Source organism: Mycobacterium angelicum (assembly GCF_002086155.1).
Lineage (GTDB): Bacteria > Actinomycetota > Actinomycetes > Mycobacteriales > Mycobacteriaceae > Mycobacterium > Mycobacterium angelicum.
Map to the genome: position 1 here is coordinate 110,887 of NZ_MVHE01000008.1, position 13,386 is coordinate 124,272.

Consider the following 13,386-nt stretch of genomic DNA (forward strand, 5'->3'; position numbering starts at 1 on the left):
GCGAACGCGCTTGACGGGCCGGGCCCGAGTTGCGGTTAGCGCCCGGGCACCGGTGTCACGGTCAGCAGGGGTGGCTGACCGGGCGTCACCATCGTCTGCGGCGGCTGGGCAGCCGCCATGCTCGGCGCGACGGGACTCGCGACGGGACTGAGCCCGGGTGCGGGCTGCTGCCCGGGCACGGCGAGAGGTGCGGATCGGCTCGGTGCCACCGGCGCCTGAACCGGCGCCGTCGGCGCCACCCGAGCGGGTGCCTGGGCGGGCGCCGGGCTGGGCGCTTGGGCGGGTGTGGTGGACCCGGGAGGCGCCACCCGGAACCCGTTGATGATGGCGTTGGTGGCCGGTGCGTCGGCCACGGCCTGGGTCGCTGCGGTGGTCACCTTCAGCGACAGCAGGTATCGATCGGGTCCGGAGCTGGCGATGACGTGGCGCCGTGAGGTGTTGAGCGTCATGTCGTTTTCGCGGTACGTGCCCTCGACGACCGACGACGGGAAGGCGCCCAGGTTGGTCATCGATGCGTTCGTCGTCCGCCAGGCGAGGAGTTGCTGACTGTCGACATAGCCGTGGGTAATGGCTTCGGCCGGATCGAAATCACCGACCAGTTTGTACACCACCAACTGCGCGTTCGAGGTGTAGATGCTGTTGCCGCCGACGCGGTCGGCGAAAACCGCGAATGCGTCGGGCACGTTCGGGTCGGGCACGTGAGTCCAGCGCGGCGGCATCGGCATGGTGATGTCGAGCGCCTTGAACCCTTGCGGCCGCTGCGCCTCGAGCTTCACGCCCTTCGCGGTGAAGTAGTCGCGCAGTGTTCCGGTGACGGCCGCGGTCTGGGCGGGCGGCACGGGAGCTACGGCGGCGGGTGCCATTCCGGGGGTGGCAGGCGGCAGCGGCGACGCGGCCGCCGCCGGTGCCTGTGCGGGGACGGGCGCCTGGGCCGGCGCGGGGGCAAATCTGTTGCCGTTGACGCCGCCGGGCAGCGTCAGGTTCTGGATGGGCGGGGCGGCCGCTTGACTGGGCGCGGGCACCGGCGGCACGGGGAATGCCGGATCTGCCGATGCCCGACCGCCCGCAATGAGCATCACGCCGAGGAAACCGGCGGCCATACCTCCTGCGAATACCCGCCAGTTACGCGCGACGTGAATCATGGTTCGTCGGTCCCTCCGAGTAGCTCGGGCGCCAGTGCCCGTCCATCGAGGCTGAATGTAACCAGTGCTCAACGGCGGCGACCAGGTTTGAAATAGAGCTGGGATGAACCTCTGATCGGGGTGCAATGCAACCGAGATCAACCCGTGGCCAGCGGATAGGCGCCCGGCGCGCCAGGGCCGCCCTTATACCCTGTTGGGCGTGACCGAATCGCCGACCGCAACACCTGGCAGTACGTCCGGTGTCAACGACGCGGACTCCGACGCGCCGCGGTACCGCTACACCGCAGAGGTGGCGGCCACGCTGGAACGAACCTGGCAGGAGAATTGGGCCCGGTTGGGGACGTTCAACGTGCCCAACCCGGTGGGCTCGCTGGCTCCCGCCGACGGCGCCGTGCCACAGGACAAGCTTTTCGTCCAGGACATGTTCCCGTACCCGTCGGGCGAGGGATTGCACGTCGGTCACCCACTGGGCTACATCGCCACCGACGTCTACGCGCGCTACTTCCGGATGATCGGCCGGAACGTGTTGCACGCATTGGGCTTCGATTCCTTCGGGCTGCCCGCCGAACAGTACGCGGTGCAGACCGGCACCCACCCGCGGACCCGGACCGAGGCGAACGTGGTGAACTTCCGCCGGCAGCTGGGCCGGCTGGGGCTGGGCCACGACAGCCGCCGCAGCTTCTCCACCACCGACGTCGAGTTCTACAAGTGGACGCAGTGGATCTTCCTGCAGATCTACAACGCCTGGTTCGACACGGCGGCCAATAAGGCCCGCCCGATCTCGGAGCTGGTCAACGAATTCGACTCGGGTGCAAGGACTCTCGACGACGGCCGGGACTGGGCGGAGCTGACGGCGGGGGAACGGGCCGACGTGATCGACGGCTTCCGCCTCGTCTACCGGGCCGATTCGCTGGTGAATTGGTGTCCGGGACTGGGCACCGTGCTGGCCAACGAGGAGGTCACCGCGGACGGCCGCAGCGACCGGGGCAACTTCCCGGTGTTCCGGAAACGGTTGCGGCAGTGGATGATGCGGATCACCGCCTATTCCGACCGGTTGCTCGACGACCTCGATGTGCTGGACTGGCCGGAAAAGGTCAAGACCATGCAGCGCAACTGGATCGGTCGCTCGACCGGAGCCGCGGCGCTGTTCTCGGCCGCCACGTCCGACGGCTCGTTAGCCGAGATCGAGGTGTTCACCACCCGCCCGGACACCTTGTTCGGCGCCACCTACCTGGTGCTGGCGCCCGAGCATGAGCTGGTCGACCAGCTCGTCGCCGCGACGTGGCCGGACGGGGTGAACTCGTCGTGGATCTACGACAGTGCCACGCCCGGCGAGGCCGTCGCCGCCTACCGTCGCGCGATCGCGGCCAAATCCGACTTGGAGCGCCAGGAGAGCCGGGAGAAGACCGGTGTCTTCTTGGGCGGTTACGCAACCAATCCCGCCAATGGTGAACAGGTGCCGATCTTCATCGCCGACTACGTGCTGATCGGATACGGCACCGGCGCCATCATGGCCGTGCCGGGACACGACCAACGCGACTGGGACTTCGCCCGCGCCCTCGGCCTGCCGATCGTCGAAGTCATTGCCGGCGGCGACATTTCGGAGGCCGCGTATGCCGGTGACGGAGTGCTGGTCAACTCCGGCTACCTCAACGGCATGAGCGTCCCCGACGCCAAACAGGCCATCACGCAACGGCTGGAATCCGACGGCCGCGGCCGTGCTCGTATCGAATTCAAGCTGCGCGACTGGCTTTTCGCGCGGCAGCGGTATTGGGGTGAGCCGTTCCCGATCGTCTACGACAGCGACGGCCGCGCGCACGCCCTCGACGAGTCCGCGCTGCCTGTCGAACTTCCCGACGTGCCCGACTATTCGCCGGTGCTCTTCGATCCCGACGATGCCGACAGCGAACCGTCGCCGCCACTGGCCAAGGCGACGCAATGGGTGCATGTCGAACTCGACCTCGGCGACGGCCTGAAGCCCTACACCCGCGACACCAACGTCATGCCGCAGTGGGCGGCCAGCTCCTGGTACGAGCTGCGCTACACCGATCCGCATAACTCAGAGCGGTTCTGCGCCAAGGAAAACGAGGCCTACTGGATGGGCCCGCGGCCGGCTGAACACGGTCCCGACGACCCCGGCGGCGTCGACCTGTATGTCGGCGGTGCCGAACACGCCGTGCTGCACCTGCTGTATTCGAGGTTCTGGCACAAGGTTTTATACGACCTCGGTCATGTCAGCTCACGCGAGCCTTTCCGCAGACTGGTCAACCAGGGCTACATTCAGGCGTTCGCCTACACCGATGCCCGCGGCTCGTATGTGCCCGCCGAGCAGGTCGTCGAGCGCGCCGGCCGGTTCTTCCTGCCCGGACCCGAAGGCACCGACGGCTCCGACGCCCCCGAGCTCGAGGTGTTCCAGGAATTCGGCAAAATCGGTAAGAGCCTGAAGAACTCGATATCGCCCGACGAGATCTGCGACGACTACGGCGCCGATACGTTGCGCGTCTACGAGATGTCGATGGGGCCGCTGGAAGCATCCCGGCCATGGGCCACCAAGGATGTCGTCGGCGCCTACCGTTTCCTGCAACGGGTGTGGCGGCTGGTGGTCGACGAGGAGACCGGCGAGACCCGGGTGGTTGACACCGAACTCGACACCGACACGTTGCGCGCGCTGCACCGCACCATCGCCGGAGTCTCCGAAGACTATGCGGCACTGCGCAATAACACCGCGACCGCCAAGCTGATCGAGTACACCAACCACCTCACCAAGCGACACCGTGACGCGGTACCCCGGGCGGCCGTCGAGCCGCTGGTGCTGATGCTGGCGCCGTTGGCCCCGCATCTGGGCGAGGAGATGTGGCTGCGACTGGGCAACACCATCTCACTGGCGCACGGTCCCTTCCCGCAGGCAGACCTGGCCTATCTCGTCGACGACACCGTCGAATACCCGGTACAGGTCAACGGCAAGGTGCGTGGCCGCGTGGTGGTGGCCGCCGACGCGGACAACGACACGGTGCAGGCCGCTGCCCTGGATGACGAAAAGGTGCTGGCGTTTCTGGCCGGCGCAACTCCCCGCAAGGTGATCGTGGTCCCCGGCCGATTGGTCAACCTCGTCGTCTAGGCCTCAGCGGGGCCGGATCACGACCTCGTGCATGTGCCCGTCGGGCGGCGTCGCCACCACATTGGCGACCACCTGGCCCACGGTTTCCGGCCGGATGAACTTCGCCGGGTCGTACTCGCCGCCTTCGTATGCGACGAGTTCGCGCTGCATGTCGGTATCGACTCGACCGGGGTGGATCGACGTCACCCGCAGCGCCGGCTCGTCCTGCCGCAGCGAGTCGGCGATGGCGCGCAGGGCGAACTTGCTGGCCGAATAGGAGGCCATACCCGGTGAAACATTGCGCCCGGAACCGGAGTTGATGAACAGCACCTGACCACCGGCCTGCCGCAGGGCGGGCAGCAGTGCCAGAGTAAGGGCCACCACGCCAAAAACGTTGACGCTGAACGTAGCTCGCCACTCGTCGACGTGTGATTGCGCGAACCGGCCCGGGATGGACACCCCCGCGTTGTGCACCAGCACATCCAGTTCGTCGATGACTTCGCAGCTGGCTTCGATCGAGTCGGTGTCGGTGAGGTCCAACAGAAAGGTGGTGGCGCCCAGGCGATTCGCGACGGCATCGAGCCGCGCCGACGGGCGGCCGGCCAGCAGCAGGGTATGGGTGGGCGCCAACGCCGTGGCGATGGCCGCGCCGATGCCGCCGCCGGCGCCGGTGATCAGTGCAGTAGGCATGACTTGACCGGTTACCAATATCCTTGGCAGTCAAGCACTTTCAGGCCTGCGAGCGACTGGGGCAGTCCGGGCTGGCGGCCGGCTCGCCCGCGGCCAGCCGGTCCAGCGGTGCCAGTGCCTTCAGCAGGGTCTCCAGGTCTGACGGAGAAAGTTGGCTGAGCATCGCGGCCAGCGCGGCGTGGCGGTTGGCCAGCGATTCGGCGTGGACGGCCCGGCCCTGGGGAGTGATGTCCACCAGGACGGCCCGCAGGTCCGACGGATCACGCGAGCGCTTCACCAGCCCGATCTTCTCCAGCCGGCGAATGGCCACGGTGGTGGTGGGCGTCCGCACTCGTTCGTGCGCGGCCAGATCGGTCATTCGGATGGGGCCACGGTCGAGCAGGGTGACCAGAATTGACAGCTGCGCAAGCGTCAATTCACCGGCGACCGCGCCGTTGGGATCCCCCCGGCGCAGTATCGAGAACAGCTTGGACAGCGCGCGATGCAGCCCCTCCGCCAGCTCCGTCACCTCCGGGGCTGTGGGTTCGCTGTCCGCCATAAGTCGGCAGTCTAACCCGACGCAACCGCGACGGCAGACCCGGAATAGAACATGCGTCCGACCTAAAGCACCTGGGAAAGGAACCGTTGCAGTCGTTCGGTCTCTGCTGCCTCGAAAATCCGCTCCGGAGGGCCGGATTCCACCACTTTGCCATGATCCATGAATACGACGGCATCCGATGTCGAGCGGGCGAAGCCCATTTCGTGGGTGACGACCACCATGGTCATGCCGCCGGCCCCGAGGTCTGCGATCAGTTTCAGGATGCCTTTGACCATCTCGGGATCCAGCGCCGAGGTCGCTTCGTCGAAGAACATCACCTGTGGGGACATGGCCAGCGCCCGCGCGATCGCGACGCGTTGCTGTTGCCCCCCCGACAGCGTGTCCGGACGCGCACCGGCCTTGTCTTTCAGGCCAACTCGGTCCAGCTGGTTCAGCGCGAGTTCACGTGCCGAATCGGCGGGCATCCGGCGCAGCTTGCGCGGCGCCAGCGTGACGTTGTCCAGCACGCTGCGATGCGGGAACAGATTGAAATGCTGGAACACCATGCCGATGCGCTGCCGCAATTCGTTGGGGTCGTCGCGCAACACCGATCGGCCGTCCAGCAAGATGTCCCCACTATCGGGCTCGTGCAAGCGATTCAGGGTGCGAAGCAATGTCGATTTGCCCGAGCCGGACGGGCCGATCACCGCGGTCGTGCTGCCCGCCGGCACGTCGATGTCGACGCCGCGCAATACCGCAACCCCGCCAAGCATCTGGTGAATGTCTTTGGCTACCAACGAGACTGGCTCGCGCCGCACGTCACCGGTCGTCACACCATCTCCTGGCCGAGGGTGGAGGAGACCACATCCGAGGGGTCCTCGGGTTCCAGTTTGGCCCGGCCGCGGCGCAGCCGATTGTCGATGTAGTTCACCAGATGCGTTAACGGCACAGTCAATATCAGGTAGAAGATCCCCGCGGCCACCAACGGCGACAAGTTCCCGGTCTGCGCGTTGAGGTCACGGCCGACCTGAAACAGCTCGCGCTGCTTGGCAACCAGCCCGAGGAAGTACACCAGCGCAGAGGCTTTCAGCAGCGCGATGAACTGATTGACCAACGCCGGCAATACCCGCCGGATTCCTTGGGGCACCACCACCAACCGCATCGCGGCCGGATAGCTGAAGCCCAGCGCACGCGACGCCTCCAGCTGGCCGGGGTCGACGCTCTGTATTCCGGAACGCAGGATCTCGCCGACATAGGCGGCGGCCATCAGCCCCAGCGCGGCAATGCCGAGCGGGTAGGGATTGTTGTTGGTCAGGCCGCCCACCAGCGGACCCACACCGAGCCCGATGATCAAAATGATCACCACCTCGGGCAGGCCACGAAAGACGTCGGTGTACACCCGCGCCGGCCAGCGCAGCCAGCGCTTACTCGACATTCCCGCGACCGCCAGCCCCATGCCGAGCGTCAGGCCCACGACGCTGGCGCTGCCGGTCAGGATCAAGGTGTTGGGCAGCCCGGTGGTGAGTAGCGCCGGGATGGCTTGCCGGTACATGTCCCAGTCCAACAGGGATTCGCGCAGCTGGGTGAGGGTGGACTTAGGCGCAACGGGTGTGGTCTGGGACCGCTGGTGGCGGGCCGCGATCGCGGCGAAGTCCGGCAGGTGCGGGCTGGGTGCGGCCTTGGATCCGGGTTTCCAGCCCGGCGGCAGCGCGCGCGGCACCCAGTCGCTGTACAACCGCGACCATGTCCCGTCGGCGATGACGGCGTCCAGCCCGGAGTTGAGCGCATCGATCAGCGGCTGGTTCTCCCGGGCGACGGCGTAGGCCACGAAGTCGCCGAGGCTGAAGGTGGTGGCTACCGCGACGGCCGGGTCGCCCGACCGCATCACCGCCGAGGCCAGGTTGATCGGCGCCACCCAGGCGTCGATCTGGCGGGTTTTCAGGCTGGCATACACGGTGTTGAAGTCGGGAAACTCCACCGGCTGCAGCCCCAACGTCTCAACGACATAGGCCTCTTGCACCGTCCCCTGCACGACGCCGATCCGCTGCCCGGCCTCGAGGTCGGCGAACCCCTTGATCGGCGAACCGGGCGGCACGACGAGCGTGTCGTAGCCGAAGTCGTAGCCGTTGGTGAACGCCACCGTGTGGCGTCGCGCATCGGTGGCCTTCACCGCGGCCGAGCCGACGTCGAAACGTCGCGACGCCACCTGGGCGAGCAGCCCCGAGAACTCGGTCCCGACGAAGCGCACCTTGAGGCCCAGCTTGTCGGCGATCGCGCGCAGCAGCTGGTTGTCGAAACCGGTGAATCGGCCGGTGGAGTTGATGCAGGCGTTCGGCGGGGCATCCGAGAGCGTGCCGACGGTCAGCACGCCCGGCGTACCGAGATCCAGCGCGGCCCCGCTCACCGAGCTCAGCGGCTCGACACCGACGGTGGTGTCGGTGTCATCCTGGCCCGCACCGGGGGTGCCGGTCAGGTCAGTCGGCAGTGCGGTGGCACTCTCCACCCCGGCGGGCGCGCATTGATTGCGGTCGGCCGCAGCGGTCGGGGCCACCGCCAAACCGCCGACGATCAGGATTGTCGCGGCCAATCCGAGCGCTTTCGCGCCATGCCCAGCCCACCGGCCCCAGCAACTCATCACCGTCACCGTATCCGCCGGCCTACGGCCCGCGCCGTTCAGAGCGCACTAGAAAGCGAAGGAAGCTCCCGCGTCGGCGGTGGCGTGCAGCGGAAGCGGGTCCAAACAGGGCTCATCGGCCGGATTGAACACTCGGCGCCGAACCAATTCGGTCAGCATCCGCTGTGCCATCCGATCGGCGCGGCCGATGCACGCGGCCCGGGCGGCCTCCGGATCGCGCCGGTGAATCGCCGACGTTTCTTCTTCGTAGTACGGCAGCAGCTCGTCGCGGCTGTTCTGGCAGACCATCCAGAAAGCGCGGGGAATGAGATTGTCTGAGGCCCGGATGGTGGCGTGCAACCGCGGCCCGGCATATTCCTCGTTGACCGTGCGGCGGTATTCGCACGCGATCTCGGCGAAACTTCGCGGATCCTTGCAGGCCCGCAGCGAGCGCATCAGCGCGTCGAGCTGCCCCAGGATCCGCGGCGTGGGATTGGCCGCTGCCCGCGCCGACGCAATGCCGTTGAGCAGGCCGTCGAGTTCGTGGTGCTCGAGCACGGTGGATTCGTCGAAGCGTTCGACGAACGCGCCGCGATGATAGCGGGTGGACACGATGCCGTCGTGTTCGAGCTGGACCAGGGCCTCCTGGATGGGGACCCGGCTGACGCCCAGGCCCTGCGCGATTTCATTGCGGTCGACGCGGTCGCCGCTGCGCAGCTTGCCCGCCAACACCAGGTTCAGGATGTGCGAGACAACCTGATCCTTTTCCTTGATCCCATATTTCTTCGGCATCGGCGTGTTGAGCCTCTTTCAGCCTCCCGAGCGGCTATTGGCGTGCGCAAGTTTCTCATGACTGACGTCGTACGGGCGGATGTTTCGCAGAAGTGAGCTAACGTCCGTCGCGCCACTTACAGAGCGCTTCGGCGGCGCTCAGGTCGTAGTCCGGGCCGTCGCAACCCACCGTCAGCAACGTGACACCGACCCCGACCAGAGCGTCGGCGTTGGCGGTTAGGCCGCCCGCGCTCTCGACGGCGGCCGAGTGCTGGATGCCCGCCGGATCCCTGCCGACGTCGGCGCAGTGCCGCTCGAGCACGGCGGATTTCGCCGGGTACTCGTCGATGCTGGTGAAGCTGTGCCAGATGTCGGCGTATTCGGCGACCAGCCGCAGCGTTTTGCGTTCGCCGCCGCCGCCGATCAGCACCGGGATATCGCGGGTGGGCGCCGGGTTGAGTTTGCCCAGCCGCGACTTAATCCGGGGGAGTGCGCCGGCCAGGTCGTCGAGGCGGCTGCCCGCCGTGCCGAACTCGTAGCCGTACTCGTCGTAGTCCTTTCGTTTCCAGCCCGAACCGATGCCCAGGATCAGCCGGCCGTCGGAAATGTGGTCGACGGTGCGTGCCATGTCGGCCAGCAGCTCCGGATTGCGGTAGGAGTTACAGGTCACCAGGGCGCCGATCTGGATCCGCGAGGTCTGCTCCGCCCAGGCCCCGAGCATGGTCCAGCATTCGAAATGTGCGCCGTCGGGATCGCCGTAGAGCGGAAAGAAGTGGTCCCAGTTGAAGACGATGTCGACGCCGATGTCTTCGCAGCGGCGTACGGCGTCGCGCATCTGGCCGTACTGCGGGGCGTGCTGGGGCTGTAGTTGGACGCCGATTCGAACGGGAAGGTCAGAGGTCATTAGACCACCGTAGGCCGAAGCACACAGTGCGTCCCGCTGTAGACCGTGGGCATGCATTTCATGCAGTGGATGCACAAGCCTTCGGTCGCGGTTTCTTCGCGAAAGTTGTTGACCAGGTTGGGATCTCGCAGCAGCGCGCGGCCCATGGCCACCAACTCGAAGCCTTCGGCCAGTGCGTTCTCCGCGGTATCGAGGCGGTTGATGCCGCCGAGCAGCATCAGTGGCATCGACAGGGCCGAGCGGAATTGACGGGCCAACGGCAAGAAGAAGGCCTCTGCAAAGGGATAGCTGCGGAACAACCGTCGCCCGATGACGCGCAGGCCCAATCCGACCGCCCGCGGCTGGGACGCGATGAACTCCGCGAGCGGGACGTCGCCGCGGAAGTAGTACATCGGGTTCTGCAGCGAGCTGCCGCCGGTCAATTGCAACGCGTCGAGGTGCCCGTCGGACTGCAACAGTCGCGCGGTGGGCAGGCTGTCGGTCAGCCAGAAGCCGCCGGGCACGCCGTCGTCCATGTTGAACTTTGCGGTGACGGCGACGGACTGGCCGACGGTCAGACGCACCCGTTCGGCAACCCGGCGGGCCAGTTCCGCGCGACGCACGGTGTCGCCGCCGTAGCGGTCCGTCCGCTTGTTCAACTTCGGGCTGAAGAACGAGCTGAGCAGATAGCCGTGGCCCATGTGGATTTCGATCGCATCGAAGCCGGCTTCGACCGCGTTGGCGGCGGCCGCGCCGAAGTCGTCGACCACCGCATCGAGCTGCTCGGCGGTGGCGGCCCGGACCAATCCCATCGCCGGCGCGCTGAGTCGGGTCGAGGGCGCCAGCGTCGGAGTCCGGTTCGACAGCGTGTTGGCCACCAGCCCCGCATGCCCGATCTGCGCACAGACCAGGGCACCCTCGGCGTGCACCGCGTCGGTCAGGCGGCGCAACTGCGCAGCGCGGTCGCTGTCGAGCACGATCGTGTCGCGATGCACGCGACCGCCGGGGGAGACGGCGCAGTAGGCCACCGTCGTCATGGTCGCTCCGCCGCGGGCCACCTCGGTGTGGAAGTCGATGAGCGCGTCGCTGACCTGGCCGCGCGGCATCACGCCCTCGAACGTCGCTGCCTTGATGAATCGGTTCTTCAACGACAGCGGACCCAGTCGCAGCGGAGTGAAAACAAGTTTCGATGCCATTGGTACCGTAATATAACAGTTCCGGGTGGCGGTGGCGAGGAGGCAGTCGATGCGCATTGCGGTGACGGGCGGAACCGGCTATCTCGGCGCGCACGTGGTGCGCGCCTTGCTGCAGGCCGGTCATCACGTGACGTTGCTGGTGGCACCGAACGATTCCGCCCCGGTTATCGAGCGCTTGCGCGAGCTCGGGCCGTTGACCGTGCTGGTCGGTGACGTGCGGGCAACCTCGAGCATCGAGGAACTCCTCACCGCAGCTGACGCCGTGCTGCATGCAGCCGGCATCGTGGGCACCGACGAACGCCGGGCCCGGCTGATGTGGGAGGTCAACGCTTATGCGACAGAAGCGATCCTGACTCGTGCCGTTGAGCTTGGGCTTGATCCGGTGGTCTCGGTGAGTAGCTACAGCGCGCTCTTCCCGCCACCGGACGGCGTCATCTCGCCGGATTCGCCGACGGCCGCCGGCCGCAGCGCGTATGCCAAGACCAAGGGCTATGCCGACCGGGCCGCCCGGCGGCTGCAGGACGCCGGCGGGCCGGTCGTGGTGACGTATCCGTCGAGTGTGGTCGGGCCGGCATTCGGCACGGCCGCGGGTGTCACCGAGCGGGGCTGGGCGCCGATCGTGCGCTGGGCGGTGGCCCCGCGGGTGCGCGGCGGCATGCAGATGATCGACGTGCGCGACGTCGCCGACGTGCACGTGCGCATCATGCAAGCCGGTCGCGGCCCACGCCGGTACGTCTGTGGTGGGCACCTGCTGACGTTCGACGAAATGGTCGACGCGGTCGAAGCGGGGCTGGGACGCCGGGTGCGCCGCGTGGCCGTATCCCCGCGGTTGTTGTGCGCCGCGGGCCGCCTGGGCGATCTTGCCGGCCGCTATGTTGCGCTGGGCGACGGCCTGACTTACGAGGCGGCGATGTTGCTCACCGCCGCGACACCGACCGACGACAGCCGGACGCTGCAGGACCTGGGCATGACGTGGCGGTGCCCGAAGGCGGCCATCGTCGAGTCATTGCGTGGCTAGAAACTTCCTCAAGTAGCTCACCAGCCGGCGAGCCGGTACCGGTCGGGGCCAGTCGTCGGCGCGGAAGTGGGCATCGGTACCGCCGTCGACGAAAACCACACTGCCGCAAAGGAAATCGGCGGCATCAGACAGCATGAAGCACACCCATTGGGCGAGTTGGTCGGCGTCTCCGAAGCCGCCCACCGGAACGGGGAAGCGCCGCACCGCTTTACCCTGCTGTGGGTTGGCCAACTGCTCCTCGAGCAAGGGCGTCAGCACCGCACCCGGAGCCAGGGCATTGAGCCGGATGCCGGCACCGGCCCACTCCGGCCGCACGGCATGTCGCCGTACCCACCGGCTGACTGCGATCTTGGAGGCCGCATAGATGATCGCAGGCCGCGCGGGCCCGAGCATCCGGATGCCGCGTAGCGCCTTGTCGACATCACCGGCGGTCAGCGCCCGCACCACCCGGCGGGGGACCAGGGGAGTGGTGGTCGTCGAATTACTGGACAACACAACGACTTTCGTGGCTTTCCCCCCATTTGCGGTGGCCAGGCACGGTCGCCACCGATCGAGCAGTTCGACCACCCCCAGATAGTTCACTTCGGCGATGCGACGCAGCCGCTCGGCGCCGGCGCCGGGGCCGAGGCCCGCCGCCAGCACGGCGCCGTCGAGACGGCCCGCAGCCGCGGCGAGCACGTCGGTCGCCGCCTGCGCGCGGCCCGCCCGCGTCGACAAGTCCGCGACGACTTCGGCTTCCCGGATGTCGACCCCGATGACGGTGTGGCCGTCGGCGCGCAGCCGCCGCGCAGTAGCGGCGCCCATTCCCGACGCCGAGCCGGTGACTGCATAGGTCCCCATGGGTATGCCTTCCGACTCAGTGGGCTTTGCCGATAGCCGTAATCAACAACTGCGCGATCCGGCTGCGCAGGGCATCGGTGTCGTCTTCGACGGCGATCGTCGTAACGAACAACGCGGCGCCGGCCGCCATCGCCAGCGTTGCCCGCGCGTCGAGATCGGCACGCTGACGTTCGGCATCCGTGCCGGCATTGACTCGCTCTGCGAACAATTGCACAGCCGGCCCGCTGAATCCCGCCCACAGCGCCCGGCGCAGCTCGTCGTTCTCGCGCAACGCCAGCAATAGCCCAGGCACTGCGGCCTGTACGTCGGGTCTGCGGTAGAGCTCGTGGCTGCCCCGCACCACCCATTCGATCCAGCCGGTCAGATCGGTGCCGGAAAACGGTGCCAAATCCGGGGTTTCACCCAAAATGGCGTGTAGCACCAACTCCGCTTTGGAGGACCAGCGGCGGCTCAGGCTGGCCCGCCCGACCCCGGCCCGCGCCGCGACCAGGCGCAGACTCAGCTCGTCCCAGCCCACCTCCATCAGCAGCTCGCGCGTCACCGACAACACCCGTTCGTCAATCGATGCGTCACGCGGTCGCCCGGCAGGCCGGCCGGGTCGATCGTCATCGGTCATCC

General features: G+C 67.4%; 12 protein-coding genes. 2 read left to right on the plus strand and 10 right to left on the minus strand.

Annotated elements, in window-relative coordinates:
• Positions 1 to 35 precede the first annotated feature (35 nt).
• Positions 36 to 1,142: an LpqN/LpqT family lipoprotein gene (locus BST12_RS08275; protein WP_083112624.1), complete on the minus strand. Its 1,107-nt coding sequence runs from the start codon at positions 1,140 to 1,142 to the stop codon at positions 36 to 38.
• Between the two features lie 199 nt (positions 1,143 to 1,341).
• Between BST12_RS08275 and leuS the strand changes: the two genes are divergently transcribed.
• A complete protein-coding gene (leuS, locus tag BST12_RS08280; RefSeq protein WP_083112625.1) occupies positions 1,342 to 4,260 on the plus strand; it encodes a leucine--tRNA ligase in 2,919 nt (972 codons plus the stop codon).
• 3 nt (positions 4,261 to 4,263) lie between these two features.
• Here leuS and BST12_RS08285 read toward each other — a convergent pair whose 3' ends face one another.
• From BST12_RS08285 to BST12_RS08315, 7 genes are all read right to left on the minus strand, one after another.
• A complete protein-coding gene (locus BST12_RS08285) occupies positions 4,264 to 4,929 on the minus strand; it encodes an SDR family oxidoreductase (RefSeq protein ID WP_083112626.1) in 666 nt (221 codons plus the stop codon).
• A gap of 40 nt (positions 4,930 to 4,969) precedes the next feature.
• The gene (locus BST12_RS08290; RefSeq protein ID WP_083112627.1) at positions 4,970 to 5,467 is read right to left on the minus strand and encodes a MarR family winged helix-turn-helix transcriptional regulator; all 498 of its coding nucleotides are present in this window, start codon (positions 5,465 to 5,467) and stop codon (positions 4,970 to 4,972) included.
• 62 nt (positions 5,468 to 5,529) lie between these two features.
• Positions 5,530 to 6,219 (minus strand): amino acid ABC transporter ATP-binding protein, encoded by a 690-nt coding sequence (locus BST12_RS08295; RefSeq protein ID WP_211281236.1) that lies wholly within the window; start codon positions 6,217 to 6,219, stop codon positions 5,530 to 5,532.
• Positions 6,220 to 6,275: 56 nt separating this feature from the next.
• On the minus strand, positions 6,276 to 8,081 hold the full coding sequence (locus BST12_RS08300; protein ID WP_083112672.1) for an ABC transporter substrate-binding protein/permease: 1,806 nt from the start codon (positions 8,079 to 8,081) through the stop codon (positions 6,276 to 6,278).
• Positions 8,082 to 8,129: 48 nt separating this feature from the next.
• The gene (locus tag BST12_RS08305; RefSeq protein ID WP_083112629.1) at positions 8,130 to 8,852 is read right to left on the minus strand and encodes a GntR family transcriptional regulator; all 723 of its coding nucleotides are present in this window, start codon (positions 8,850 to 8,852) and stop codon (positions 8,130 to 8,132) included.
• Positions 8,853 to 8,949: 97 nt separating this feature from the next.
• Entirely contained in the window at positions 8,950 to 9,735 is a 786-nt protein-coding gene (locus BST12_RS08310) for an LLM class F420-dependent oxidoreductase (protein WP_083112630.1), read from the minus strand.
• Positions 9,735 to 10,910, minus strand: a complete 1,176-nt coding sequence (locus BST12_RS08315; RefSeq protein WP_083112631.1) for an NADH:flavin oxidoreductase — start codon at positions 10,908 to 10,910, stop codon at positions 9,735 to 9,737. The genes BST12_RS08310 and BST12_RS08315 overlap by 1 nt, the downstream gene beginning before the upstream one ends.
• A gap of 49 nt (positions 10,911 to 10,959) precedes the next feature.
• On the opposite strand from BST12_RS08315, the gene BST12_RS08320 reads away from it, so the two are divergent.
• Positions 10,960 to 11,928: an NAD-dependent epimerase/dehydratase family protein gene (locus tag BST12_RS08320; protein WP_083112673.1), complete on the plus strand. Its 969-nt coding sequence runs from the start codon at positions 10,960 to 10,962 to the stop codon at positions 11,926 to 11,928.
• Here BST12_RS08320 and BST12_RS08325 read toward each other — a convergent pair.
• Positions 11,914 to 12,768: an SDR family oxidoreductase gene (locus BST12_RS08325; RefSeq protein ID WP_083112632.1), complete on the minus strand. Its 855-nt coding sequence runs from the start codon at positions 12,766 to 12,768 to the stop codon at positions 11,914 to 11,916. The two genes, BST12_RS08320 and BST12_RS08325, sit on opposite strands and share 15 nt — an antisense overlap.
• Before the next feature lie 16 nt (positions 12,769 to 12,784).
• Positions 12,785 to 13,384, minus strand: coding sequence for a TetR/AcrR family transcriptional regulator (locus tag BST12_RS08330; protein WP_083112633.1), 600 nt, complete (start codon positions 13,382 to 13,384; stop codon positions 12,785 to 12,787).
• Positions 13,385 to 13,386: the final 2 nt, after the last annotated feature.